Origin of the sequence: Dactylosporangium fulvum, from assembly GCF_025137375.1 — a bacterium.
GTDB classification, from domain to species: domain Bacteria; phylum Actinomycetota; class Actinomycetes; order Mycobacteriales; family Micromonosporaceae; genus Dactylosporangium; species Dactylosporangium fulvum.
Genome location: NZ_CP073720.1, coordinates 711,564 through 736,415, shown reverse-complemented (window position 1 = coordinate 736,415; position 24,852 = coordinate 711,564). Strand labels below are relative to the sequence as shown.

Here is a 24,852-nt window from a genome sequence, read left to right as displayed (position 1 = left end):
GCGGGGAGCTACTTCCCCCAGCGCTTGGCGGACCAGGTGCTGGAGCTCCAGTAGTGGCCGCTCCAGTAGTGCCCGGACCACTTGCCGGCCGACCAGTAGTGGCCGGACCAGGTGTCGTCGTACCAGGCCTGGTCGGCCCAGCTGTCACCCGACCACGTCGCCGCGGCCCACGTCCTCGACGCCCACGACGTGCCGGTCCAGCCGTCGCCGGCCATCCGGCGGTCCATCCACACGCCGCCGTTCCAGGCGGTCAGCGCCTTGGTCTGCTGCGCCCACACCGCGGCGTTGAAGGGGCCGAAGATGTCGAACTCACCGATCAGCTGCTGGTTGTCGTGCACCACATGGTCGCTGCCGCGTGACGACTCCAGCGAGCCGACGCCAGCCGACTGGGCGCCGGTCTGTGCGGCAGCCGGGGTCGTGGCCTTGAGCGCGGCGGACAGGTTGATCTCCCCGACGCCGCCGGGCAGCGCGGTGGCGGTGCTCTTCAGCAACGCCTTCACCTGGTCCGGAGCTGCCACCAGTGCTCCTTTCCTGGGGTCCGGCCCGATCCACCAAACATGCAGGAGTCATTACCGATCGTCACCTAATGGAGACGCAAAGAGACGAACGGCAGCGGAGGATGATCCAACCACCGGACACCGGGGACCCGACACGTGTCCCCCGAAGTGCCATTTGCGCCCGAACATCTCAGCGGAGACCGCGCTGCGCCGATCAGGCTGGCGATGAGCATGCAGGGCGGCCCCGCACCGGTGACCATGGATCCGGTCACCGGTGTGTTCACGCGCGCCGCACTGGACGAGGCGCTGCGCCGTCCCGAGCTGGTCGAGGGCGCCAGCCTCCTGCTGTTCGACGTCGACCACTTCAAGACGGTCAACGACGCCTTCGGCCACCTGCGCGGCGACATCCTCCTGCGCCAGCTCGCGGAGCGGATCGGCGACCTCATCCGCACCGACGACCGGCTGTTCCGGTACGGCGGCGACGAGTTCGTGCTGCTCCTGCCGCACACCCGGCCCGACGAGGCGCTGCGGCTGGCGATCCGGCTCACCGACGAGATCCGCGCCCGCGAGTTCACCGGCACGCCGCCGCTGCACCTGTCGATCAGCCTCGGCGTGGCGAGCAGCCCCGCCGACGGTACCGACGGCAAGACCCTCATCGCCGTCGCCGACCGGCGCAACTACCTGGCCAAGCGCCGGGGCCGCGGGCAGGCGGTCGGCGACGACGCGGAGGCGCCGGCGAACGAGGCGGGTGCGGGCTCGTCCCGGCTCTGGGAGCGCGACGCGGCCCTGAGCGGCACACAGGAGTTCCTGACCCGGGTTTCCGCAGGTGTACGGGGTGCGCTGCGCATCGTCGGCCCGAAGGGTGCCGGCCACACGCGGTTCCTCCGTGAGGTGGCACAGATCGCCCGCCTGCGCGGGTTCGGCCCGGACAACCCGATCCTGTTCGCGGACGTCACCGACCCGGTGCCCGACCCCGGCGACGCGGCCGCGATCGTCTACGCCACGACCGGCCTGCACGCCGACGACCCGCGCCGCACCGGCCTGCCGGAAACGGTGGTCGAGCTGACCCCGTGGTCGCCGGCGACGCTGCGGATCTGGCTGCGGATCGCGCTCGTGGGCGAGCCGAGCACCGCGCTGGCCGACCGGCTCATGGAGCGCTCGGGCGGCCTGCCCGCGCGGGCCGAGGCGGAGCTGCAGCGGCTGCGCGCGCAAGGAGAGCTGGTCGCCGCCGGGGACGGCACCTGGACCGTCACGCCGAAGCAACCGAAGCGGCGGCGCGGGCGGCTGCCCGTACCGATGACGAGGCTCGTCGGCAGGGACCGGGAGACCGCCCGGATCGCCGGCCTGGTCCGGGACGGGCGGCTGGTGACGCTGGTCGGCCCGGGCGGCATCGGCAAGACGCGGCTGTCGCTGGCGGCCGCGACGACGGTGGCGGGCGAGTTCACCGACGGCGCCGTCTTCGTGCCGCTCGCCGACACCAACAACGCGCAGCTGGTGACCGCCGCGCTGGCCCAGGCGCTGGGCGTCGTCGAACTGCCGGACCAGCACCTGTTCGACACGGTGCTCGACCACCTCGCCGAGGCCGACCTGCTGCTCGTGCTCGACAACTTCGAGCAGGTCGTCGACGACGGCGCGGCGCTGGTCAGCGACCTGCTGGCGGCCGCGCCGGGGGTGCGCGCGCTGGTCACCAGCCGCGAGCGGCTCTCGCTGTACGGCGAGCAGGTCTACCAGGTGCCCGCGCTGGCCGACTCGCCGGCGGTGACGCTGTTCGAGCAACGGGCGCGGGCGGTCGACGCCGACTTCGAGATCACCATCGACACCGCCCTGCCGGTCGCGGCGCTCTGCCGGCGGCTCGACGGCCTGCCGCTCGCGATCGAGCTCGCGGCGGCCCGGATCGACCGGTTGACCCCGGACGAGTTGCTCGACCACCTGACGGAGCACCTGGACCGGGACCTCGACTCGCTGGGCGGATCGGGGCCGCGGGACCTGCCGGCCCGCCAGCAGACGCTGCGCGGTGCGATCGACTGGAGCTTCGTGCTGCTCGACACCGAGGAGCAACGGCTACTCACCGAGCTGTCGGTGTTCGCCGGCGGCTGGACCGGAGCGGCGGCGCTCGCCGTGACCTCGCCGGGTGGCGACCTGGACCTGCTGCTGAAGCGGCTCGACGCGCTCGCGGACAAGAACCTCGTGGTGCGCGACGACGGCGAGGGCCGGTACCGCCTGCTCTCCACGATCCGCTCGTACGCGCGGCACCGGCTGGGCGACGCGGTGGCGCCGCCGGACCGGCACGCCGAGTTCTATGCCGCGTTCGCGGAGGCGTCGGCGGCCGGACTGTCGGGGCCGGAGCAGGTGGAGTGGACCGGCCGCGTCGAGGCCGACTACCAGAACGTGCGCGCCGCGTTCGGCCATGCCCGCGTGGCCGTCAGGACCCGGATCTGCCTCGGGTTGTGGCGGTACTGGCGCAACGGCGCCCACATCGGCGAGGGCCGCGACTGGCTGGCCCGCGTGCTGGAGGCCGCCGTGTCGCTGGACGACGGCACCCGGGCGCGGCTCCTGCACGCCGCGGCGATCCTGGCGGCGACGCAGGACGAGCACGAGTCCGCCTGCCGGTACGGCCGGGAGAGCCTGGAGCGGGCGACCGCGGCCGGCGACAAGGCGACGGTCGGGCACGCCCACAACGCGATGGGCATCGCGGCGATCGGCGGCGGCGACCACGCGGCGGCGACGGCGCACTTCGGCGAGAGCCTGGCGATCTGGCGGGAGCTGGACGTGCCCCAGGGTGTCGCGGCCTCGCTGGGCAACCTCAGCAAGGTCGCGTTGAGCCGGGGCGATGTCGCGGCGGCCGAGCGGTTCGCCGGGGAGTGCCTCGACCTGGAGCGGGCCGCCGGCAACACCCGCGGCATCCTGCTGGCGCTGGAGTGCGTCGGGCAGGTCATGCTGGCCCGTGGTGACGTGGCGGCGGCGCGGACGGCGCTCGACGAGAGCCTGGCCCTGAGCCGCCAGATCGGCGATGCGTTCGGCGCCGCGATGGCGCAGCACCAGCTGGGCCTGGCCGCGCGGCTGGAGGGCGACCGGGCGGGGGCGCTGCGGCTGCTGGTCGCCGCCCTGGCGACCCGGCACGAGGTCGGCGACCGGCTGGACCTCGCGATCTCGCTCGACGTGGTGGCGGCGCTGCTCGTCGCGGAGGATCCGGCCCACGCGGCGCGGCTGATCGGTGCGGCCGACGCGCTGCGTTCCCGCCACCGGCTCGCCGACCCGCCCGACGCGCAGACGCTGCGGTCCTCCACCCTGCCGCTGCTCGCCGCGTATCAGCGGGACCGCGCCGCCGGCCGGACGGTGAGCCTCGACCACATCGTGGAGAGCATCAAGGGCTTAGTGTCGAGCGTGTGATCGAGCAGTGGCAGCAGCTCTTCCCGGGCGAGGACACCGTCGGCCGGGAGCTGGTCGAGCGGTATTCGGAGCCCCACCGGCGGTACCACACACTGGAGCATCTCGCGGCGATGCTGCGCGTCGTCGACGAGCACGCGGACCTGGCCGACGACGCGGACGCGGTGCGGCTGGCGGTGTGGTTCCACGACGCGGTCTACTCGCCGTTCGCCACGGACAACGAGGAACAGAGCGCGCAGCTCGCCCGCGCCAGGCTCGGAACGCTCGGCGTCCCGGCCGGGCGCATCGACGAAGTGGTGCGGCTGGTCCGGCTCACCGCCGGGCACGCCGTCGCGGGAGGGGACCGCAACGGCGCCCTGCTGGCTGACGCGGATCTGGCCGTCCTGGCCTCCGACGCGGCGGCCTACGAGCGGTACACGGTCGCGGTGCGCGCCGAGTACGCCGCGGTGCCGGACGAGGTCTTCCGCCCGGGCCGCGCGGCGATCCTGCAGAAGCTGCTCGACCTGCCGGCGCTGTTCCGTGCGGTGCCGTCGCGGGCGGAGTGGACCGCCCGCGCGCACGAGAACCTGCGCCGGGAGATCAGGACGCTTCTGGGTGCTCCGTGACGTTCTGGAGGTACAGCGGCTCGCCGAGCTTCTCGATGAGCCCCAGCTGCGTCTCGAGGTAGTCGATGTGGTGCTCCTCGTCGGCGAGGATCTCCTCGAAGATGTTCGCCGAGGTCACGTCCCCGATCGAGCGCATGTACTCGATGCCGCGCCGCAGCCGGTCCACCGCCTCCATCTCGACCTGCAAGTCGCACTTGAACTGCTCCGGGACGGTCTCGCCGATCCGGAGCGGGAGCAGGCGCTGGTAGTTCGGCAGCGCTTCCAGGAAGAGAATCCGATCGGTGAGCACCTCGGCGTGCTTCATCTCGTCGATCGACTCGTGCCTGGTGTGCTTGGCGAGAACGGTGTAGCCCCAGTTCTCCTGCATCTTGGCGTGAAGGAAGTACTGATTGATCGCCGTGAGTTCGGCTGTCAGCTGCTCATTCAGAAATTCGATGACTCGTGCATCCCCCTGCATGTGGGCAGGGTAGTCCCTTTTTTATGCCAAAGCGGGCAAGACGCTTCCAGGAACTTCCGCGTCGATCAGATCGGCGATGCGATCGAGGCAGGTACCGCAGCCGGTGCCGGCCCCGCACTCGTCGCCGACGGCGTCCTCGGTGCGGGCGCCGGCCTGGATGACCTGGCGGATCTCACACTCCCGGACGCGGGCGCAGATGCAGACGTACACGTCGAACTCCTTGCTTAGGCTTGCCTAAGCAAGGGTGACCTAACCGACCCGGTTGTACAAGGCCCTGACCAGCTATTTGACGGCATCTCGACGGGACAAATGCCGTGGTCGTCGCAAACCGGCAGCAACCAGGCGGGCGACGATCTCTTTCGAGGTCACGCACCGGGCACCCAGCCAGATGGCGGTCTGGACACGGTCGGCCGGCACGTCGTAGTGGTCCCGCTCGAAGCCGCGCCGCGGCACGCCGAGCAGCTCGGCAAACGCGTGGAGCTCGGCGACGGACACGTCGCTGATCAGATGGGCCCAGAGCCGGCCATGAGCGGGCCACCGCGGCGTGTCGATGTAGAGCACACCCACTAGCGTGCCAGTCATGGATCTCAACACGGATCTCGTCCAGGAGCTTCTCGGCGCCCTGCCCTACGAGGGCGGCGTGCTCACCGATCCCGACCTTCTCCGGTCGTACGAGCACGATGAGGCTGACCTGGTCCCGTACGGCACCCCCTCCGTGGTCGTACGGCCCCGCACCACCGGCCAGGTCTCCGCCGTCCTCCGCGCGGCGAGCCGGCACAAGATCCCCGTCATTCCGCAGGGCGCCCGGTCCGGGCTCGCCGGCGGGGCCAACGCGATCGAGGGCGCCATCGTGCTCTCGCTGACCGGGATGAACGAGATCATCGACATCGACACCGCCAACCGCATCGCGGTCGTGCAGCCCGGGGTGGTCAACGCCCAGTTGCGTCGCGCCGTGGCCGCCGAGGGGCTGTACTACCCGCCCGACCCGGGGTCGTGGGAGCAGTCGACGATCGGCGGCAACGTCTCGACCGACGCGGGCGGGATGTGCTGCGTGAAGTACGGCGTGACGAGCGACCACGTCATCGGCCTCGAGGTTGTGCTGGCCAGCGGCGAGGTGCTCAACTGCGGCCGGCGGACCGCGAAAGGCGTGGCGGGCTACGACCTGACGAGCCTCTTCGTCGGCTCCGAGGGCACGCTCGGCGTGATCACCGAGATCACCGTCAAGCTGCGCCCGGCCCCCGAGCCGGCGCTGACCCTGGTGGCCGTCTTCGACACGCTCGCCGCCGCCGGTGCCGCCGTCTCCGCGGTGGTCGGCTCCGGGATGCAGCCGAGCATGCTGGAGGTCATCGACCGGGTCGCGCTCACCGCGATCGAGGCGTATCGGCCGATGGACCTGCCGACCACCGCGGCGGCCCTGCTCATCGCGTCCGTCGACTCGGGCGGCCGGGCCCCCGACGATCTGGCACGGATCGCCGCGATGTGCCGCACGGCCCAGGCGAGCGACGTCTACGTGGCCTCGGACGAGGCGGAGGCCGACGCCCTGCTGGCGGCTCGACGGCTGGCCCACCCGGCGCTGGAGCACTTCGCCGCCCAGCTCTTCCCGGGCGGCGGCGGGATCATGGTGGACGACGTGGCCGTCCCGCGGACCCGACTGGTGGAGCTGATCGAGGGCATCGAGGGCATCTCCGCCGAGCACGGCGTGGTGGTGGCGACGGTGGGCCACGCCGGCGACGGCAACCTGCACCCGGTCATCGTCATCGACCGCAGCGACCCGGTGAACCTTGCGCAGGGCCAGAAGGTGTTCGACGCGATCATGTCGCTGGGCCTGTCACTGGGTGGCACGTCGACAGGCGAGCACGGCGTGGGGCTGCTGAAGCGCGACTGGCTGGCGCGCGAGATCGGCCCGACGGGCCTGAAGGCGCACCGCTCGATCAAGGCCGCCCTGGACCCCGACAACATCCTGAACCCCGGCAAGGTCTTCTGACGGGGCGCTAGTGCACGGCGGCGCGGTCGGCCATGAAGCCGCGCACGTCCGGGGCACCCAGCCGGGCGGCGTCGGCGGTCAGGTCGTCGGGCATCGTCTGCGACTCCTGCTCGGCCGCGACCCGGGCCAGGTAGTGGTCGACCTCGCGGGTGCGGGTCGCCGCGTCCCAGCCGAGCACGTCACCCATCACCCTGGCCGCCTCGGCCGCCGAGACGACGCCCCGATGGTCGGTCTCGAACGAGATCCGGGTGCGGCGGGTCAGCACGTCCTCGAGGTGCAGCGCCCCCTCGGCCATGGCCGCATACGCCACCTCGGCCGCGAGGTACTCCGGCGCGCCCGGCAGCGCCCGCCGCAGCTCGGGGTCGAGATCCAGCACCTCGAAGGCCAGCGAGCCGTATCGCTCCAGGAGGTGCTCCAGCACGCCCACCGGAACGCCGTGACGCCGGGCCAGGTCCGCCCGGTTTGTCCACAGTGGATGGTAGCCGTCCGCGCCGAGCAGCGGCAGGTCGGCGGTCCGCGAGGCGTGCACCCGGCCGCCGTGGCGGCGCAGGCCGCCCAGCCGGTGCGCGACCCGGTCGATGGCGTCGGCCGCCATCACGCGGTACGTCGTGTACTTCCCGCCGGCGATCAGCATCAGGCCGAGCATCGGCTCGACGACCGCGTGGGTCCGGGACAGGGCGGAGGTCTGCTCGTCGCGGCTGTGCGGCTGGCGTTGCTTCGCCTCGCGGGACAGCAGTGGGCGCAGGCCGGCGTAGACGCCCTCGATGTCGGCGGTGCTGAGCGGGCGGTCGAGGACCGCGTTGACCTGGCCCAGCAGATAGGAGATGTCGGTCGCCGACGCCGCCGGGTGGCCGCGGTCCAGGGTCCAGTCCGTGTCGGTCGTACCGATGATCCAGTGCCCGCCCCACGGGATGACGAACAGCACCGAGGTCGGGGTGCGCAGGATGAGGCCGGCCTCGCCGGTGATCGCCGAGCGCGGCACGACCAGGTGCACCCCCTTGCTGGAGCGCACCTGCATGCCGGCCGACTCACGCGGCCCCTCGCCGGACAGCAGGCCAGCGATGTCGTCCATCCACACGCCGGTCGCCGCGACGACGGTGCGGGCGTGCACCTCGAACTCCTCGCGGCTCTCCAGGTCGCGCACCCGCACGCCGGTGACCTCCCGCGCGTCGCGCAGCAGGCCGACGGCCCGGGCGCTGGGCACGATCGCGGCGCCGAGGCTCGCCGCGGTCCGGGCGACGGTGGCGACCAGGCGGGCGTCGTCGACCTGGCCGTCGAAGTACTGGATGGCGCCGCTGATCGCGTCCTCGCGCAGCGAGGGGAAGCGCCGGTGCGTCTCGGTGCGCGACAGGTGCCGGTGCAGCGGCATGCCCCGCGGCGCGGACCCGCGCAGTTGGGCGACGGACGCGAAGGCGTCGTAGAGCCCGACGCCCGTGCCGTAGTAGGCCCGCTGCCAGACGCGCTGGGCGAGCCCGGTGAGACCACGGTGCGCGGGCAGTGGCACCAGGATCGGCACCGGGCGGACCAGGTGCGGCGCCAGGCGGGTGGCCAGCAGGCCGCGCTCCTGCAGTGCCTCGGCGACCAGGCCGAACTCGAGCTGCTCGAGATACCGCAGGCCGCCGTGGATCAGCTTCGACGACCGGCTGGACGTGCCCGACGCCAGGTCACGGGCCTCGACGAGCGCGACGGACAGCCCGCGGGACGCCGCGTCGAGCGCGGCGCCGACGCCGGTGACCCCGCCGCCGATGATCAACACGTCGAAGCGCTCGCGGCGCAGCCGCGCGACGTCTGCCGCTCTGCGGGCGGGTGAGAGCCGGCCGGCCTCGAAACGGGACGTGGAGGGTTCACGACGCACCCTCATACGGTAGCCGCGGCTTTCGAGTGTTGGTGTGGGATGAGCCCCGGCGGGAATCACAGGGTCGTGTCCATCACCGAACGCATCATCCGCGCGCCGGCCGACCAGGTCTACGCGGTCCTGTCCGACGGTTGGGCCTACAGCGACTGGGTCGTCGGCACGGCACACGTCCGCGACGTCGACACCGGCTGGCCGCAGCCGGGCACCCGGCTGCACCACAAGGCGGGCCCGTGGCCGGTGTCGGTCAACGACCGCAGCGAGTCCGTGGACTGCGACCCGGGACGGATGCTGCTGCTCAAGGTGCAGCTGTGGCCGTTCGGCGCGGGCTACGTGCGGATGACGCTCGACCCGCTCGACGAAGAGGCGACCCGGGTGACCATGCAGGAGCATTTCACCGGCGGGCCGATGATCGGCGTGCGGAACAAGATCGGCGACGTGGTCCTGCACTATCGCAACGCCGAGGCGCTGCGGCGCCTGGCCGACCTGGCCGAGCACCGCCCCGTTCAGCGGTAGATCGCCCGCATCGCGGCCCGCATCCCGGTGGCGTAGACGTCACCGAGCAGCGGGCGGTGCCGCGCGAGGGCCGCGCGCGCCGCGTTCGCGCCCGCCGCGCCGTGCACGCCGCCGCCCGGGTGGGCGCTGGAGCTCGCCAGAAACAGCCGGTCGATCGGGGTGTCGGCCCGGCCGGGTCCGGTCACCGGGCGCCAGACGAGTTGTTGGTACGCGCTGGCGGTGCCGCCGTTGATCGCTCCGTCGACGAGTGACGGGTTCTTCGCCTCCAGGTCGGCGGGGCCGGCGACGTGCCGCTCCAGCACCAGGTCGCCGAAGCCGGGCGCGTGCCGGCGCAGCGTGTCCTCGACCCGGCCCACCTGGGCGTCGACCTCGTCGGGCCGGACGCCGGGCGGCAGGTGTGTATACGCCCACAGCGTCTCCGTGCCCGCCGGCGAGCGGGTCGGGTCCGCCGTGGTCATCTGCCCGACGAGCAGGAACGGCTCCTCCGGCGGCCGGCCGAGGGCGAGGTCGGCCGCGTACCGGTACGGCTCCGCGCCCAGATGGACGGTGCCGGCCCGCCCGACCTCCGGCGCGATCCACGGGACCGGCCCGGACAGCGCCCAGTCGATCTTCAGCGTCGGGTTGTCCCAGCGGAAGCCCTCCAGATCCTCCAGCAGCCGGGGTGGCAGGTCGCCGGCATCGACGAGGCTGCGGTACAGGCTGGGCGCCGGCACGTCGGCGAGCACCGCCCGGCGGGCGCGGAAGAGGCGGCCGTCGGCGCAGCGCACACCCAGCGCCCGGCCGCCACCGACGATCACCCGGTCGACGAGCGCCCGGCGGTGCACGACCCCGTCGAAGCGGCGGACCAGGGCGTCCGTGAGCTGTTGCGCGCCACCGGCGGGGACCGGGAAGCCGTGCTGCTGGCCGAGCATCGCCAGCAGCCAGCCGAACCCTCCGCTCGCGGCGTCGTCCGGGGCGAGGTCGGTGTGCAGGGCCAGGCCGACGAGCAGCATCCGGCCGCCGTCACCCCGGAACAGTTCCTCACCCAGCGCCCGGGCCGGGATCAGGAACCGCCTGCCCAGCCGCAGCGCGCCTCCGAGCCCGGCCCGGGCGACGAGCCGGGCGCCCGACCGGATCGGCGGGAACGGGGTCAGCAGCGACGGGACGAGGTCGTCCGCGAGGCGCCGCCACTGGCGGTACAACCGCTGAAAACGCCCGCCGTCACCGGGCGCGAAGGCGTCCAGCGACTCCGCCGTGAGGTCCAGCTCCCGGCTGAGCACCGCGGCGCGGCCGTCGGGGAAGAGGTGGGCGACGACCTCGGGGGCGTGGCTCCATCGCAGGCCGTGTGACTCGAGATCCAGCTGCCGCAGCACGGGCGACGCGGCGCCGAGCGGATAGAACGAGCTGCACAGGTCGTTCACGAAGCCCGGGAGGATCTCGCCGGAGCGGACCGCGCCGCCCACGTGCTCGGTGGCCTCCAGCACCACGACGTCCCAGCCCGCGTCGGCGAGAAGGTTGGCGGCGACCAGTCCGTTGTGACCGGCACCGACGACGACTGCGTCGACCGTCTCCGTCATGCTCTCAGTTTGCCCGCCCCGGCCCACCTTCGCGCTCCCCCGCGAATGTCGTACGGGCGTCGTAGAGTCCGGGCATGGCTGAGGTCTCCGCGCCCCTCCCCGTGCCGCCCGGGCCGTCCAAGCCGCCGAGCCGCGGCTGGGCGGTGGCGCTCACCATCCTGGTGGGGCTGTGGACCGTCGGTGTCGTCGTGGTGGTCAACGCGGCGCTCTGGCTGGTCGGCGACACGCTGGTGATCAGCGGGCTGTCCATGCCGCTGCCGTTCTGGCTGCTCGGCGCCGCGCTGACCACGCTGTTGACGGGTGTGCCCGCGCTGCTGCTGAGCCTGCTGTCGCGGATGTGGTTCGCCCGCCTCGCCGGGCGGCAGTGGCTGCTCCTCACGCTGTTCGGCGGGCTGCTCGGCGCCGCTCGCCTGATCCCGAACACCTACCACGAGCTCTACCTCGCCGTCCTCGCGATCGCCGCGGCGATCGTCGCGGCCGTCCACAGGGCCGTGACCGGGCGCCGCGAGCACGCCGACGGCTGGCTGTTCTGGCTGTCGCTGGCCGTCGGGCTGCTCATGCTGCTGCCGTGGCTGTGGGTCGGCTCGTTCGGCGGCCAGCTGGAGACCGTGCTGGCACTGCTCGCCGCGCTCGCGGTGAGCTGGCTCGCGACCCGGCCGCTGTCGGCGCTCGCCGCGATCGCCGTGCACTTCCGCAACAACTGGGTGGGTGCGATCGTCGGCGGGCTGGTGATCGGGGTCGGGCTCGCCGCGCTGGCCGCCGGCGTCGGCCTGCCCGCCGTCCAGCTCCTCGCGTTGCTGGCGGTGCCGCCGGTCGCGTTCGCGCTGGCCGCGCTGCACCGCAAGGGGCGGCCGTCGATCGTGGCGCTGCTGACCCCCGCGATCTTCGGGCCGCTGGGCATGATCGACCCGGACGAGACGTCGCTGATCCTCGGCCTGCGCGACGCGCTGTTCTGGGGGCTGGTCGGCGCTGTCGCGACCCTCGGGGTGGCGCTGGTCGTCGCCGTCGTGGTGCTGGTGGCGCTGCGCCGTGCGCGGTGGCACGTCTGGGCCGCCGGAGTCACCGCCGCGGTGGTGGCGATCGGCGGCGCGGTGATCTACGCGGCGGTGGGCCAGCCCGGGTTCGCCGGCGAGCGGCTGTTCGTCGTCATGCAGGAGCAGGCCGACCTGAGCGGACTGAGCGGCGTGGGCGACCGCACCGCGCGCGTCCGGCAGACGTATCAGCGACTGGTCGGCACGGCCGAGCGCTCGCAGGCCCCGCTGCGCAAGGCGCTGCGCGACAAGGGCCTGAAGTTCACCCCGTTCTACCTCGTCAACGGCGTCGAGGTGGACGCCGGGCCGGTCGTGCGGCAGTGGCTGGAGAGCCGGTCCGACGTCGCCAAGGTGCTGCTCAACCCGCGCCTGCGGCCGCTGCCCGCGCAGGCGCCGCCGATGCGCGGCACGGTCGACGCGCCGACGTCACCGCAGTGGAACCTCACGCTCATCGGCGCTGACGCGGTCTGGCAGCGGTTCGGCACCGGCGAGGGGATCGTGGTCGGCAGCTCCGACTCCGGCGTCGACGGCACCCACCCGGCGCTGCGCGGCAACTTCCGCGGCGGCGACGATTCGTGGCTCGATCCGTACGGCGGGGGCGCGACCCCGACGGACAACAACGGGCACGGCACCCACACGCTCGCCACCGCGGTCGGCGCCAAGGTGGGCGTGGCGCCGGGCGCGCAGTGGATCGCCTGCGAAAACCTCCCGCGCAACCTCGGCAGCATGGCCAACTACCTGACCTGCCTGCAGTTCATGCTGGCGCCGTATCCGTCCGGCGCCGACCCCTGGCACGCCGGCCGTCCGGAGCGCGCCCCGCAGGTCCTCACCAACTCCTGGGGCTGCCCGTCGGTCGAGGGCTGTGACCTGTTGTCGCTGCGCCCGGCCGTCGACGCGTTCGCCGCGGCCGGCATCTTCTTCGTCGCCGCGGCCGGCAACACAGGCCCCCGCTGCGAGACGATCACCGATCCGCCGTCCCTGTATCCGTCGACGTTCACGATCGGCGCGGTCGACCGGGTCAGCGAGGTGGCGTCGTTCTCGAGCCGCGGCCCGACCCCCGACGGCCTGACGAAGCCGAACCTGATGGCCCCCGGTGTCAACGTCCTGTCGGCGCTGCCGGGCGGCCGCTACGGTTACCTGAGCGGCACGTCGATGGCCACGCCGCACGTCGCGGGCGTGGTGGCGCTGATGTGGTCGGCCAATCCGGCGCTGATCGGCAACATCGAGGAGACCCGGTCCATCCTGGAGCGCACGGCCCGCCCGGCCCAGCCGTCCGGCAAGTCCTGCGGCACCCCGGCCGACGTGGTGGGCGCCGGCCTGGTCGACGCCTTCGCCGCCGTGGCGGCCGCCGCTCCCCGCCCGGCAAGCTGACCGTTTCGCCCATGATCCAGGGACCTTCGTGCCGTCGGGGCGACCGAATGTTTCCCCTTGGTCAAAGGATTTCCCGGCCGAAGTCGTGATGAAGTAGCCGCCGGACATCAGGTGCAACAGTTAGGTACGTTTGCCAAATGATCGTGGAGCTTGAAGACGTCGCCGGGGCGGGTGCGATCTGCGCGGAAGCCCTCGACCTGCCCGAGGATTCCGGCGAGGCGGCCACCGTCGTCGAGCGGCTGAGCAGGCCGCCGGCCGGGCGGCGGGGCTTCCGGCTCACCACCGGCGACGGCGCCGGGGTCGTCTTCGGGTCGATCAGCGACAAGGACCCGAAACTCGGACACGTCGAGCTGCTGGCCGTCCGGCCCGAGCACCGGCGGCACGGGATCGGCCGCTCCCTGCTCGCCGCGGCCGAGCAGCGGCTCGCGGAGCTCGGCGCTGAGCAGGTGCGGCTGGGCGGGAATCCGCCGTGTTACGTGTGGCCGGGCATCGACGTCCGGTATACACCCGCGGTCTGCCTGGCCCTCCGCGCCGGGTACCAGGTCGGCGCCACCGCCTCGAACATGACCGCCGACCTGCGGACAGCCGGCCAGGGCGCCGAGCCGGACGAGGCGCGACTGGCCGCGGCCGGGGTCAAGGTGCTGCCCGCCGAGGCCGGCACGGCCGAGTGGGTGCGCGGCATCTGGGGCGACGGGTGGGCGTGGGAGGTCGGGCAGTCGATCGGCCGCGCCGGCGCCGGCTGCTACGTCGCGGTCCGGGACGGCGAGATCCTCGGGTTCGCCGCATACGGCGCCAACCGGCCCAGCTGGTTCGGGCCGATGGGGACCGCACCGGCCGCCGAGGGGCTGGGCGTCGGGCGGGTGCTGCTGCGGCGCTGCCTGGCCGACCAGCACGCCGCCGGGCTGGAGACGGCGCAGATCGGCTGGGCCGGGCCGATCGGTTTCTACTCGAAGACGATCGCGGCGCGCATCGAACGGATCTTCTGGATCTACACCAAGTCGCTGTGACGCGTGCGGGGCGGGCCGTGGGTTCGCCACGATCGCCCGTCCCGCACACATGCCGCCGACACCCGGGATCCCCCGTCAGTTCGCGGGCGTCGACGCCGCTCGCTACCGGTCCGGCAGGTTGCCCCGTTTGTCCTGCGTCGAGGTCTGCCGGCCCATGGCTCCCCCTCACGTTGGCCGACTTCACCATATGAGGACGCCTCGCATCATGGCGGCAAAACGCGCATATCGCCGCGCCCTAAGGTCTACTCATGAGCACTGTCGTTCCGGTCATCGACGGACACAACGACCTTCCGTGGCGACTTCGGGTCCGCGACCCCCACGAGCACCTCGACATCGGCTCGGACCTGAGCTCGGAGGGCCTGCACACGGACCTGCCCCGGCTGCGCAAGGGCGCGGTCGGAGCGCAGTTCTGGTCGGTCTACGTGCCCTGCGACCGGGCCGAGTCCAAGGCCGCCGTCCAGGTGCTGGAGCAGGTCGACCTGGTCCGGCGCCTGGTGGCCCGCCACCCCGCCGACCTCGCCATCGCGACCTGCGCCGACGACGTCGAGCGGATCGCCGCGTCCGGCCGGATCGCCTCGCTGCTCGGCGCCGAGGGCGGTCACTGCCTGGACAATTCCCTGGCGGTACTGCGGGCGCTGCACCGGCTCGGCGTGCGGTACCTCACGCTCACCCACACCCGGAACACAGCATGGGCGGACAGTGCGACCGACGAGCCGGCGGTCGGCGGGCTGTCGCCGTTCGGGCACGAGGTGGTCCGTGAGCTCAACCGCCTCGGCATGCTCGTCGACCTCTCCCACGTGGCGCCGAGCACCATGCACGCCGCGCTGGACACCTCGACCGCGCCGGCGTTCTTCTCGCACTCCTCGGCCCGGGCGCTCTGCGACCATCCGCGCAACGTCCCCGACAACGTGCTCGAGCGGGTCCGCGACAGCAACGGCGTGGTCATGGTGGCGTTTGTGCCGTTCTTCCTCAACGAGCCGTGCCGGCAGTGGGGCGACGAGCTGTACCGCGTCGAGGACTCGATCGAGGCCGAGTGGGGCACGCCCGAGTTCCACCGGGAACACCTCGCCTGGATCACCGCCAACCCGTGCCCGCCCTCCGGCGTCCGTGACGTCGCCGACCACATCGAGCACATCCGCGAGGTCGCCGGGGTCGGCGCCGTCGGCCTGGGTGGTGACTTCGACGGCACCGAGGTGCTGCCGGACGGCCTGCCCGACGTCTCCGCCTATCCGCGGCTGTTCGAGGAACTGCGCTCCCGCGGCTGGTCCGAGGCGGACCTGCGGAAGCTCGGCTGGGACAACACCCTGCGGGTCCTGCGCGACACCTGCGGCTAGCTTGGATTTTAACCTTCCGCGGGTCGGCATCGACCCCGGCTGATCATGGGAACAGCCCTTGGGTGATCATTCCTCTTGTCTAGGGAAGAACACCACAACCAAGGGCTGTCCATGATCAGTGTGCCTGAGGCCCGGCCGGTGGATGCGGCCGGGGACCTTGCCGCGTTCCGGCGTGAGGTCTACCGGTGTCTGACCGGCCGTGGTGACGCGTTGTTCGAGCTCACCGACGCGGTGTTGTGCGCCGACGGGCCAGTGCGTTCGTTGGCTGAGTTGTCGCTGGTGGCCGAGCATCGGCGTGGGCACGGCGCGTCGTACGACGCCCTCGCGCAAGGCCGCATCGACGTGGGCCGGCTGCGCGCCGCACTGACCGCCGCGCCGATACCCCGGGCAGCGGACGACCGGATCGTCCTGGCAGTGGATGTCACCAGCTGGCTACGGCCGGAGGCGCATACCGCACCGGAGCGGATCCTGTGCCACACCTACGGCCGGGGCAAGGACCAGCACATCATGATCCCGGGCTGGCCGTACTCGTTCGTGGTGGCGTTGCAGACCGGTCGAACGTCGTGGACCGCGCCGCTGGACGCGGTCCGTCTCGCGCGGGCGCGGACCTGGCCGCGGTCACCGCCGTGCAACTGCGTGACGTCGTGGCCCGGCTCATCACCGCCGGGCACCGGCAGCCCGGCGATGCCGACATCTGGGTCGTGATGGACGCCGGCTACGACGCGTCCCGCCTCGCGTATCTGCTGCGAGACCTGCCGGTACGGGTCCTGGCGCGGCTGCGCTCGGACCGGGTGCTGCGCCGGGCCGCACCCCCGCACACGCCCGGCACGCTGGGCCGACGGCGCCGCCACGGCGGCGAGTTCATCTTCGCCGACCCGACCAGCTGGGGCGCCCCGGACGTGGCCACGGTGACCGAGACACGCCTCTACGGCGCGGCGATCGCCCGTGCCTGGCACCAGTTGCACCCCCGGTTAACCCGTCGCGCCGCCTGGGCCGACTGCCCCGACCTGCCCATCCTGCCCGGCACGGTCATCCGCCTCGACGTCGAGCGGCTGCCGTCCGGCGCGACCGCGAAACCGGTGTGGCTGTGGTACTCCAGCGGCGCGGACCACAACCCGGACCCGGCCACGGTCAACCTGCTGTGGCAGGCGTTCCTGCGCCGCTTCGACATCGAACACACATTCCGGTTCCTCAAACAGACCCTCGGCTGGACCACCCCGAAACTGCGCAGCCCGGACGCTGCGGACCGTTGGACCTGGCTGCTCATCGCCGCCTACACCCAACTGCGCCTCGCCCGGCCCCTCGCCGCCGACCTACGCCGGCCATGGGAACAGCCCACACCACCGGACAGGCTCAGCCCAGCCCGGGTCCGGCGCGGATTTCGGCACCTCCGCCCGACAACCACCTGTCCAGCCCAGGCACCGAAACCCACCCGGCCAGGCCCCGGACGGCCACCCGGCCGCCGCAACACCCATCCCGCCCGCCGCTACCAGGTCCATCTCGCCAGCAGCGGCGACACTTGGCAACCGCAACCAACGAAGAAGAAATCCGTCAACCCCCGACCGCGCCGCACAGGTTAAAGATCAAGCTAGGGCCTGTTTCGTAACTGAGGCCGGGCTGCGGCGGGCCCAGATTCCGCCTGGCGCCACCCCGCGAAAGCCCGGTTACAACACCGGTAGCCGGACTTCCGCGGGGTGACGCCAGACGAAATCTGGACTCCGCCTCGCTCCGACCCCAGGTACGAAACAGGCCCTAGCCTGTCGCGGCCGCAGGCCGCGGGCCCTTGGCACGACGGCGATGGCAGGCGCCCGGCCCGCGCAGCGGGCCATCCGCCGTTGTCTGGCGGGAGCGACGGTCGCGCGTTGCACGGACCCGAGCCGTGAAGAACCAAAAGAAGCGGGCCAGACACCGTGTCGGTGCCTGGCCCGCTCTGTTGCAGAGACGGACTCAGAAGTCCATGTCGCCGCCGCCGGGCGCACCCGCCGGGGCCTTCTCCTTCTCCGGCTTGTCCGCCACCACAGCCTCGGTGGTGAGGAAGAGCGCCGCGATCGAGGCGGCGTTCTGCAGCGCGGAGCGGGTCACCTTGGCCGGGTCGATGATGCCCTCGGCCAGCAGGTTGACGTATTCGCCGGTCGCCGCGTTGAGACCGTGACCGGCCTCCAGGTTGCGGACCCGCTCGACGACAACGCCACCCTCGAGGCCCGCGTTGACGGCGATCTGGCGCAGCGGGGCGTCGAGCGCGACCTTGACGATCTGCGCACCGGTCGCCTCGTCGCCGACCAGGTCGAGCTTGTCGAACGCGGTCTTGCCGGCCTGCACGAGCGCGACGCCACCACCGGGGACGATGCCCTCCTCGACGGCCGCCTTCGCGTTGCGAACGGCGTCCTCGATGCGGTGCTTGCGCTCCTTGAGCTCGACCTCGGTTGCGGCACCGACCTTGATGACCGCAACACCGCCGGCCAGCTTGGCCAGGCGCTCCTGCAGCTTCTCGCGGTCGTAGTCGCTGTCGCTCTTCTCGATCTCGGCGCGGATCTGCGCGACGCGGCCGTTGATGGCGTCGGCGTCGCCGGAACCGTCGACGATCGTGGTCTCGTCCTTGGTGACGACCACCTTGCGAGCGCGGCCGAGCAGGCTCAGGTCGGCGTTCTCCAGCTTGAGGCCGACGGTCTCGCTGATGACCTGGCCACCGGTCAGGATCGCGATGTCGGTCAGCATGGCCTTGCGGCGGTCACCGAAGCCGGGAGCCTTGACGGCGACCGACCGGAACGTGCCGCGGATCTTGTTGACCACCAGGGTCGCCAGGGCCTCGGCCTCGACGTCCTCGGCGATGATGGCCAGCGGCTTGCCCGACTGCATGACCTTCTCCAGCACCGGGAGGAGGTCCTTCACCGCGGCGATCTTCGACTCGACGATCAGGATGTAGGGGTCGTCGAGGACGGCCTCCATCCGGTCGGTGTCGGTCACGAAGTACGGCGAGATGTAGCCCTTGTCGAAGCGCATGCCCTCGGTGAGCTCGAGCTCGAGGCCGAAGGTGTTGCTCTCCTCGACGGTGATGACGCCTTCCTTGCCGACCTTGTCCATCGCCTCGGCGATGATCTCGCCGACCGTGGTGTCACCGGCGGAGATCGAGGCCGTGGAGGCGATCTGCTCCTTGGTCTCGACGTCCTTGGCGAGGTTGGCCAGCTCGTCGGCGACGGACGAGACAGCCGCCTCGATGCCGCGCTTCAGGGCCATCGGGTTGGCGCCGGCCGCGACGTTGCGCAGGCCTTCGCGCACCAGCGCCTGGGCGAGGACGGTCGCCGTCGTCGTGCCGTCACCGGCAACGTCGTCGGTCTTCTTGGCGACCTCCTTGACCAGCTCGGCGCCGATCTTCTCGTAGGGGTCCTCGAGCTCGATCTCCTTGGCGATGCTCACACCATCGTTGGTGATGGTGGGCGCGCCCCACTTCTTCTCGAGGACGACGTTGCGGCCCTTCGGGCCCAGCGTCACCTTGACAGCGTCGGCGAGGGTGTTCATCCCCCGCTCGAGGCCGCGGCGCGCTTCCTCGTCGAACGCGATAATCTTGGCCATTCGGCGTTGTCCTCCTGGACACTCACGATTCGCCTCGACCCACGTGGGGCCGGCGGCTCACCGCCTGCTTTCGCACCTTCGAGAACCCCAGCGGATTCTCGGCGGTCGGGCCGGAATAGCCCGCGACGACCAGCCTCTCGACGCTTGCGCACCGGAGGACTGCACCGCCCCGACCATTGGCACTCACCGGTTGTGAGTGCCAACACCTTGTTTAGCACTCTGGCTGGTCGAGTGCAAGCAAAGCCCGGGTGACGGTCAAGGTGGCCCGGGTCCCCACCGGGCCGGCCACGGATCCGCGGTGCCGAACGGCCATCACGAGGCCACACTCATGCCACACACGAACCACGGCAGGCGACCGCCACAACGGGGCGCCAGGACGTGACGGGGCATCAGGGACGTCACGGCCGACGCCCCGACCCCGGTTGACCTTGGTCGATTTTGGTGGTCAGGGCCACGAAAACCCACCAAGGTCAACCAGCGATCACGCAGCCACGTGTCCACTGAGGACCGGCCGTGAACAAATGGTCACCAAAAGACGCAGGGCACCGTTCCTCCTCGATGAGGACGGTGCCCCGGCGGGGTGTATGTGGGACGTTGTCAGGCCAGATGCCGAACCTTCTCCGCCTGCGGACCCTTCTGACCCTGCGCGATCTCGAACTCGACGCGCTGTCCGTCTTCGAGGGACTTGTAGCCGTCCATCTCGATCGCGGAGAAGTGGACGAACACGTCCTGTCCCCCGTCGACCGCGATGAAGCCATAGCCCTTCTCGGCGTTGAACCACTTGACGGTGCCCTGTGCCACGGTGCACTTCCTCTGCTTCGGTCCTTCTAAGTCACCCGGCTGGCTGTGGGGACCAGCCGGCGGGTCTTCGACCGATGACGCCGGGTCCGGGGGTGGCACCGGCGAAGGAACGACGACCGAAACGCACGGTACACGAGTTCCGCCGACCCCCGACAGGCCCAAATCGGACAGCAAGGTCACGAATCATGCAGAAAGAAAAGGTCGCCGAGCATGCCTTCTCCGCAGTTTTCCTTGCAGAGTCAAACATCGCCCGGCGACTACGTGTTGGCGACTAGACGTGACGGCGCGACTGGACCACCCGGAACCGGTTGGCCACGTACGCACCGTCGGTGAGCGCGGCATTGGCCGCCGGATTGGCGCCGGTGGCATGGAAGTCGGAAAAGGCCGCCGACTGGTTCACGAAGACGCCACCGGTCAAGTTGACTGACAAATGCACACCGGCAAGCAACGCCGCCTCTTCCATCGCGTCGAGCACATCCGGGGAAGTGGAATAGACCGAAGCGGTCAATGCGCCCTTCCGGCCTACGGTATCCGCGAAGATCCGCAAACTGCTCGCAGTGGAATCGACGGCTACAACGAACGAAATGGGGCCGAACCACTCGGTGCCATACGTCTCGGCGTCACCCGCGCCCAGTTTCCGGATGAGCGGTGTACGCACAGTGGCGCCCTCGTACGACGGATGCGAAACGTCTGAGGATTCGAGCACCGGTTCGCCTACCGCGGTCGCTTTCTCGAGCCGCTGCAGCACGCCGTCGTTGACGATGGCGCCGGTGAGTTCGACACCGCGTGCCGGGTCGGCGGTCAGTTTCCCGACGGCCGCCGCGATGCCCCGGGCGACCTCGTCGAAGCTCTTGTGGCCCTCGTCCGTCGCGACGCCGCCGACGGGGACGAGGATGTTCTGCGGCGTGGTGCACATCTGCCCGGAGTACAGCACCAGCGAGAAGCCGATGTTGCGGCACATCCCCGCGAAGTCGTCCGTCGAGTCGACCACGACGGTGTTCACGCCGGCCTTCTCGGTGTAGACGGCGGCCTGCCGGGCGTTGGCCTCCAGCCAGTCGCCGAACTCGGTCGATCCGGTGAAGTCGATGATGCGGACCTCGGACCGCAGCGCGAGCGTCTTGGCGAGCCCTTCACCGGGCGCCTCGGGGGCGAGGACCACGAGGTTGGGGTCGAAGCCGGCGTCGGCCAGCACCTCGCGGGCGATCTTCACGGTGATGGCGAGCGGCAGCACGGCGCGCGGGTGCGGCTTGACGACAACCGGGTTGCCGGTGGCGAGCGAGGCGAAGAAGCCCGGGTACGAGTTCCAGGTCGGGAAGGTGTTGCAGCCGATGACCAGGGCGATGCCGCGCGGCACGACGTGGAAGGTCTTGGTCATGTGCAGCGTCTGGCCCTTGCCGGCGGGCTTCTCCCAGTCGGCGGTGGCCGGGGTGCGGGTCATCTCCCGGTACGCGTAGGCGATGGCCTCCAGCGCCCGGTCGAAGGCGTGCGCCGCGCCGGCCTGGAAGGCCATGACAAACGCCTGGCCGGTGGTGGCGTGCACGGCGTTGGCGAGCTCGAAGGAGGCGGCGTGCAGCCGGGTGAGGATCTCCAGGCAGACCCCGGCGCGGGTCTGCGGCCCGGCGGCCCGCCACGAGGGCATGGCGGCGGCCATGGCGTCCAGGAAGGACAGGTCGAGGTGCGGGTAGCGCACGTCGAGGCTGATCCCGAACGGCGAACGCTCGGTCGCGACCCAGTCGGTGACGGCCGGCTGGTCCTTGAGGGGAAAGTCGTTGCCGAGGTACGCCCGGAAGGCGGCCTCACCCTCGGCGGCGGCGTGCTCGCCGTAGACACGGGGGCTCGGCGACTCCGGGTAGGCCGACCAGTACGAACGCTCGGCGATCGCGGTCAGCGCCCGCTCCAGCGTGTCGGCGTGGCTGGTGAACATGGGGTGTGAGTTCTCCATGTCGCCATCCTGCCACCGCCGAAGCGCCGGTCTCGCGGTTGTGTCGAGCTTCCGTGACTGGAAACGGCAGCATCACCCACAACCGCAAGACCGGCTATTTCGTCACCGTCTCCGTGCCCGCGGAGGTGGTGACAGCCAATTGCCGCATGCCACGTAGGGGTGACACGAGCACCGGCACGACCGCGAGCAGCGACCCGGCCGCGCCGACCCAGAGCGCTTCGTGCACGCCGATCCAGCCGGCGAGCGCACCGCCGACGACGCCGCCGAGCGGCAGCGTGCCCCAGACGATGAACCGCATCGTCGCGTTCATCCGGCCGAGCAGTTCGTCGGGGGTGAGACCCTGCCGGAAGCTCACCTGGTTGACGTTGTAGACGATCACGCCGATGCCGAAGACGATCGTGCCGAAGGCGGCCAGCCAGAGCCGCCAGCCGGGGGCGGCCAGCGGCACGAGCAGGCCACCGAGGCCGCCGACGAGGATGCCGAGCCAGATGGCCGGTCCCTGGCCGACCAGCCTGGTGAACGGGCTGACGAGAAAGGCGCCGGCGAGCGCGCCGAGGCCGCCGACGGTGAAGTACAGGCCGATGAGCGCGGGCGACAGGGCCAGCTCGCGGGCGAGGAACACGACGAGCGTGGCGTTGACGATGGCGCCGAAGAAGTTGGCGGTACCGGTACACGCCGCGATGACCCGCAGCAGCGGATTGCCGACGACGAACCGCAGGCCCTCCATGATCTCGCGGCCGAGGTGCGCGTCGGGCCGCCGCTCCGGCAGCGGCTCGCGCCGGCGGATGCGGCCCAGGAACAACGCCGAAACGAGGTAGCTCGCCGCGTCGGCGGCCAGGGCGAACGGCGCGCCGATCGCCTTGACCAGCAGACCGGCCAGGGTCGGGCCGCCGATCTGGGCGGTGGAGCGCACGAGCTCCAGCCGGGAGTTGCCCTCGACGAGGTGCTCCTTGCCGACCAGGAACGGCAGATAGCTCTGGTAGGACACGTCGAAGAAGACGGTGCAGGCGCCGGTGAGCAGGCCCACCACGTACAGCTGCGGCATTTCGAGCAGGTCCAGCCACCAGGCGATCGGCACCGACGCCAGCAGCGCCGCCCGGAGCAGATCGGCGACGACCATGGTCCCGCGGCGGCGGAGCCGGTCGACCAGCGCGCCGGCGGGGAGGCCGACGAGCAGGAACGCGGCCGTCTCGAACGCGGTGAGGACACCGACCTCGAGCGGGGTGGCGTGCAGGGTCAGCACGGCGACGAGCGGCAGCGCCAGCATGCTCACCTGGGTGCCGACCTGGCTGATCGTGTCAGCGGCGAACAGCTGGCGGAAGTCGTGCTCACGGAGCAGTCCGGACCTCACCGGCTCACTGTCACGAACTGATTGGGAAAAGTCAATCGGTAAGATTGCGCCGTGGGCTCAAACCGGCGGCCGGCGACCGAGGCGGAGGCGAAGGCACTCGCCTCGTCGACGAGGCTGCGCATCATCCGGATGTGCCTGGACCGGGCGCTGACCAACAAGGAGATCGCGGAGCGGCTCGACCTCAACCCGGCAACCGCGCTGCATCACGTGCGCACGCTGGTCTCGGCAGGGTTCCTCGTGCCGCAGGAGGCGCGCCGCGGCCCGCGCGGGTCGCGCGAGGTGCCCTATCTGTCGACGGGCAAGTCGTGGGAGCTCACCGTCGGCGAGGAGAAGGACCCGAGCCAGGCGATCCTCCAGGCGTTTCAGGAGGAGCTGGCGCTGCTCGGTGACCGGCCGGCCAACTTCGCCCGGCTGGGGCTGCGCCTCACCGAGGAGGAGTGGCAGGAGCTGCAGGACCGGTTCTCCGAGCTGATGGACGAATACGCGGCGCGAGGCCGCGGTGGCCCCGGCCGGCCGTATTCGATCTTCCTCGCGCTCTACGAGGATCCCTCACGCGATTGAGCCCTGCCAGTTGGCCCACCGCTCGCGGAAGCGGAAGCCCATCGCCTCGTTGATGGCGATCATGTGCGAGTTGACCTCGGCGTTGAACGTGTCGATGATCCGCACCGACGGCTCGTTCGCGCGCATGTACCGCAGGTTCTCGATCTTCGAGATCATGCCGAGCCGATGGCCGCGGTGCTTCGGATGTACGAGCGTGATCAGCTGCCACGCGTGCCAGTCGATCGTCTTCGCCACCCGCAGGGCGCTCCACGTGACGAGCCGGCCGCTCGCGTCGTGCACGATGCCGGTGTGGTACATGCGGCCGCCATACCGCGCCCGCGTCTCGGACGTCACCCGGAACCGCTCGGCGTCGATCTTCTCCGCCTCGTAGTCGAGGTCACCCATCGGCGTCTCGTCGAGGAACGAGCTGTCCAGCGCCGCCAGGTCCTCGATCAGCTCCTCCGGCGGGACGTTGCACCAGCGCACGACGGAATACCCCGCGGCCTTCGGCAGGCCCTCGGCGAGCAGCCGGTCGAGCTCGGCCTCGTCGACGGTCGACAGGTCGAGCCGGCGGCGGGCATCGGTCAGCTTCGGCTCGAACCCGATCGACCGCGCGAAGCCCTCCGTGTCGAACGGGCTGAAGCCCAGCGCGGAGGTGCGGCCCTTGCCGCGGGCGAAGGCCGCGGCGTGCTCGAACAGCGCCCGGCCGACGCCCTGCCGGCACGCCTCGGGCAGCACGAGGACGTCGAGGTGTGCCTTGTCGAGATTGTCGTGGCGCGGCAGGTCGACCTGGACCGAGCCCGCCACCTCCCCGTCGCGGTACGCGAGGAACGTGTGGCGCTCGTTGCCCGGCATCGGCACGCGCAGGCGCATGTCGTGCTCATACCGGCAACACGGCGGCAGGTCGGGAACGTGGGCGGTCGGGACCTCGTTGACGATGCGATACGCGGCGTCGACCGCCGCCGGGTCATCGGCGCGCAGTTCGACGATCTTGAGCGCGGAGAGCTCCTGCGTCATGCGACTCAGGGTGACCGACCGGCGAATGACCGGC

19 protein-coding genes and 1 pseudogene are annotated in these 24,852 nt (G+C 71.5%); 9 read left to right on the top strand and 11 right to left on the bottom strand.

Annotated features, from left to right (window positions below):
- Nucleotides 1-8: 8 nt before the first annotated feature.
- Nucleotides 9-518: a hypothetical protein gene (locus tag Dfulv_RS03375; RefSeq protein WP_259861145.1), complete on the bottom strand. Its 510-nt coding sequence runs from the start codon at nucleotides 516-518 to the stop codon at nucleotides 9-11.
- Between the two features lie 204 nt (nucleotides 519-722).
- Here Dfulv_RS03375 and Dfulv_RS03370 point away from each other — a divergent pair, with 204 nt between their 5' ends.
- Together Dfulv_RS03370 and Dfulv_RS03365 are read left to right on the top strand one after the other, a co-directional pair.
- Nucleotides 723-3,887 (top strand): diguanylate cyclase, encoded by a 3,165-nt coding sequence (locus tag Dfulv_RS03370; RefSeq protein WP_259861144.1) that lies wholly within the window; start codon nucleotides 723-725, stop codon nucleotides 3,885-3,887.
- A complete protein-coding gene (locus Dfulv_RS03365; protein WP_259861143.1) occupies nucleotides 3,884-4,489 on the top strand; it encodes an HD domain-containing protein in 606 nt (201 codons plus the stop codon). The genes Dfulv_RS03370 and Dfulv_RS03365 overlap by 4 nt, the downstream gene beginning before the upstream one ends.
- Here the strand turns inward: Dfulv_RS03365 and bfr are convergent.
- The 3 genes from bfr to Dfulv_RS03350 form a co-directional block, all read right to left on the bottom strand.
- The gene (bfr, locus tag Dfulv_RS03360; RefSeq protein WP_259861142.1) at nucleotides 4,464-4,946 is read right to left on the bottom strand and encodes a bacterioferritin; all 483 of its coding nucleotides are present in this window, start codon (nucleotides 4,944-4,946) and stop codon (nucleotides 4,464-4,466) included. The genes Dfulv_RS03365 and bfr overlap by 26 nt on opposite strands.
- 21 nt (nucleotides 4,947-4,967) lie before the next feature.
- Complete coding sequence (locus tag Dfulv_RS03355) at nucleotides 4,968-5,156, bottom strand: (2Fe-2S)-binding protein (protein WP_259861141.1); 189 nt, start codon at nucleotides 5,154-5,156, stop codon at nucleotides 4,968-4,970.
- A 72-nt stretch (nucleotides 5,157-5,228) separates the two neighbouring features.
- On the bottom strand, nucleotides 5,229-5,507 hold the full coding sequence (locus tag Dfulv_RS03350) for a DUF4031 domain-containing protein (protein ID WP_259861140.1): 279 nt from the start codon (nucleotides 5,505-5,507) through the stop codon (nucleotides 5,229-5,231).
- A 19-nt stretch (nucleotides 5,508-5,526) separates the two neighbouring features.
- Between Dfulv_RS03350 and Dfulv_RS03345 the strand changes: the two genes are divergently transcribed.
- Nucleotides 5,527-6,930: an FAD-binding oxidoreductase gene (locus tag Dfulv_RS03345; protein ID WP_259861139.1), complete on the top strand. Its 1,404-nt coding sequence runs from the start codon at nucleotides 5,527-5,529 to the stop codon at nucleotides 6,928-6,930.
- A gap of 7 nt (nucleotides 6,931-6,937) precedes the next feature.
- Here the strand turns inward: Dfulv_RS03345 and Dfulv_RS03340 are convergent, their stop codons facing one another.
- Nucleotides 6,938-8,791 carry a glycerol-3-phosphate dehydrogenase/oxidase gene (locus tag Dfulv_RS03340; protein WP_259861138.1) on the bottom strand — a complete coding sequence of 618 codons (1,854 nt, stop codon included), beginning with the start codon at nucleotides 8,789-8,791 and terminating at the stop codon, nucleotides 6,938-6,940.
- Between the two features lie 60 nt (nucleotides 8,792-8,851).
- Here Dfulv_RS03340 and Dfulv_RS03335 point away from each other — a divergent pair, with 60 nt between their 5' ends.
- The gene (locus Dfulv_RS03335; protein WP_259861137.1) at nucleotides 8,852-9,298 is read left to right on the top strand and encodes an SRPBCC family protein; all 447 of its coding nucleotides are present in this window, start codon (nucleotides 8,852-8,854) and stop codon (nucleotides 9,296-9,298) included.
- Here Dfulv_RS03335 and Dfulv_RS03330 read toward each other — a convergent pair.
- Entirely contained in the window at nucleotides 9,289-10,854 is a 1,566-nt protein-coding gene (locus Dfulv_RS03330; RefSeq protein WP_259861136.1) for a phytoene desaturase family protein, read from the bottom strand. The two genes, Dfulv_RS03335 and Dfulv_RS03330, sit on opposite strands and share 10 nt — an antisense overlap.
- A 74-nt stretch (nucleotides 10,855-10,928) precedes the next feature.
- Here Dfulv_RS03330 and Dfulv_RS03325 point away from each other — a divergent pair, with 74 nt between their 5' ends.
- The 4 genes and pseudogenes from Dfulv_RS03325 (at nucleotide 10,929) to Dfulv_RS48505 (ending at nucleotide 17,177) form a co-directional block, all read left to right on the top strand.
- Nucleotides 10,929-13,256, top strand: coding sequence for a S8 family serine peptidase (locus Dfulv_RS03325; RefSeq protein ID WP_259861135.1), 2,328 nt, complete (start codon nucleotides 10,929-10,931; stop codon nucleotides 13,254-13,256).
- Nucleotides 13,257-13,393: 137 nt separating this feature from the next.
- A complete protein-coding gene (locus Dfulv_RS03320; protein WP_259861134.1) occupies nucleotides 13,394-14,263 on the top strand; it encodes a GNAT family N-acetyltransferase in 870 nt (289 codons plus the stop codon).
- Nucleotides 14,264-14,511: 248 nt separating this feature from the next.
- Nucleotides 14,512-15,597: a dipeptidase gene (locus Dfulv_RS03315; protein WP_259861133.1), complete on the top strand. Its 1,086-nt coding sequence runs from the start codon at nucleotides 14,512-14,514 to the stop codon at nucleotides 15,595-15,597.
- A 111-nt stretch (nucleotides 15,598-15,708) separates the two neighbouring features.
- Nucleotides 15,709-17,177: pseudogene (locus Dfulv_RS48505) on the top strand (NF041680 family putative transposase).
- A gap of 367 nt (nucleotides 17,178-17,544) precedes the next feature.
- Here the strand turns inward: Dfulv_RS48505 and groL are convergent.
- From groL to Dfulv_RS03285, 4 genes are all read right to left on the bottom strand, one after another.
- Nucleotides 17,545-19,167 (bottom strand): chaperonin GroEL, encoded by a 1,623-nt coding sequence (gene groL / locus Dfulv_RS03300; RefSeq protein WP_259861130.1) that lies wholly within the window; start codon nucleotides 19,165-19,167, stop codon nucleotides 17,545-17,547.
- A 597-nt stretch (nucleotides 19,168-19,764) separates the two neighbouring features.
- Nucleotides 19,765-19,968 (bottom strand): cold-shock protein, encoded by a 204-nt coding sequence (locus Dfulv_RS03295; protein WP_259861129.1) that lies wholly within the window; start codon nucleotides 19,966-19,968, stop codon nucleotides 19,765-19,767.
- A gap of 271 nt (nucleotides 19,969-20,239) precedes the next feature.
- Nucleotides 20,240-21,910, bottom strand: a complete 1,671-nt coding sequence (gene paaN / locus Dfulv_RS03290; protein ID WP_259861128.1) for a phenylacetic acid degradation protein PaaN — start codon at nucleotides 21,908-21,910, stop codon at nucleotides 20,240-20,242.
- Nucleotides 21,911-22,004: 94 nt separating this feature from the next.
- On the bottom strand, nucleotides 22,005-23,261 hold the full coding sequence (locus Dfulv_RS03285) for an MFS transporter (protein WP_259861127.1): 1,257 nt from the start codon (nucleotides 23,259-23,261) through the stop codon (nucleotides 22,005-22,007).
- A gap of 51 nt (nucleotides 23,262-23,312) precedes the next feature.
- Between Dfulv_RS03285 and Dfulv_RS03280 the strand changes: the two genes are divergently transcribed.
- Nucleotides 23,313-23,822: a helix-turn-helix domain-containing protein gene (locus Dfulv_RS03280; protein ID WP_259861126.1), complete on the top strand. Its 510-nt coding sequence runs from the start codon at nucleotides 23,313-23,315 to the stop codon at nucleotides 23,820-23,822.
- Here Dfulv_RS03280 and Dfulv_RS03275 read toward each other — a convergent pair.
- A complete protein-coding gene (locus tag Dfulv_RS03275; protein ID WP_259861124.1) occupies nucleotides 23,811-24,818 on the bottom strand; it encodes a GNAT family N-acetyltransferase in 1,008 nt (335 codons plus the stop codon). The two genes, Dfulv_RS03280 and Dfulv_RS03275, sit on opposite strands and share 12 nt — an antisense overlap.
- Nucleotides 24,819-24,852 lie beyond the last annotated feature (34 nt).

What these genes read in the sequence shown, in the direction of transcription:
- Dfulv_RS03370 (WP_259861144.1), top strand. Translation starts at nt 723, where the DNA reads ATGAGCATGCAGGGCGGCCCCGCACCGGTGACCATGGATCCGGTCACC.
- bfr (WP_259861142.1), bottom strand. Translation starts at nt 4,946, where the DNA reads ATGCAGGGGGATGCACGAGTCATCGAATTTCTGAATGAGCAGCTGACA.
- Dfulv_RS03345 (WP_259861139.1), top strand. Translation starts at nt 5,527, where the DNA reads ATGGATCTCAACACGGATCTCGTCCAGGAGCTTCTCGGCGCCCTGCCC.
- Dfulv_RS03340 (WP_259861138.1), bottom strand. Translation starts at nt 8,791, where the DNA reads ATGAGGGTGCGTCGTGAACCCTCCACGTCCCGTTTCGAGGCCGGCCGG.
- Dfulv_RS03330 (WP_259861136.1), bottom strand. Translation starts at nt 10,854, where the DNA reads ATGACGGAGACGGTCGACGCAGTCGTCGTCGGTGCCGGTCACAACGGA.
- Dfulv_RS03325 (WP_259861135.1), top strand. Translation starts at nt 10,929, where the DNA reads ATGGCTGAGGTCTCCGCGCCCCTCCCCGTGCCGCCCGGGCCGTCCAAG.
- Dfulv_RS03320 (WP_259861134.1), top strand. Translation starts at nt 13,394, where the DNA reads ATGATCGTGGAGCTTGAAGACGTCGCCGGGGCGGGTGCGATCTGCGCG.
- Dfulv_RS03315 (WP_259861133.1), top strand. Translation starts at nt 14,512, where the DNA reads ATGAGCACTGTCGTTCCGGTCATCGACGGACACAACGACCTTCCGTGG.
- groL (WP_259861130.1), bottom strand. Translation starts at nt 19,167, where the DNA reads ATGGCCAAGATTATCGCGTTCGACGAGGAAGCGCGCCGCGGCCTCGAG.
- paaN (WP_259861128.1), bottom strand. Translation starts at nt 21,910, where the DNA reads ATGGAGAACTCACACCCCATGTTCACCAGCCACGCCGACACGCTGGAG.
- Dfulv_RS03275 (WP_259861124.1), bottom strand. Translation starts at nt 24,818, where the DNA reads ATGACGCAGGAGCTCTCCGCGCTCAAGATCGTCGAACTGCGCGCCGAT.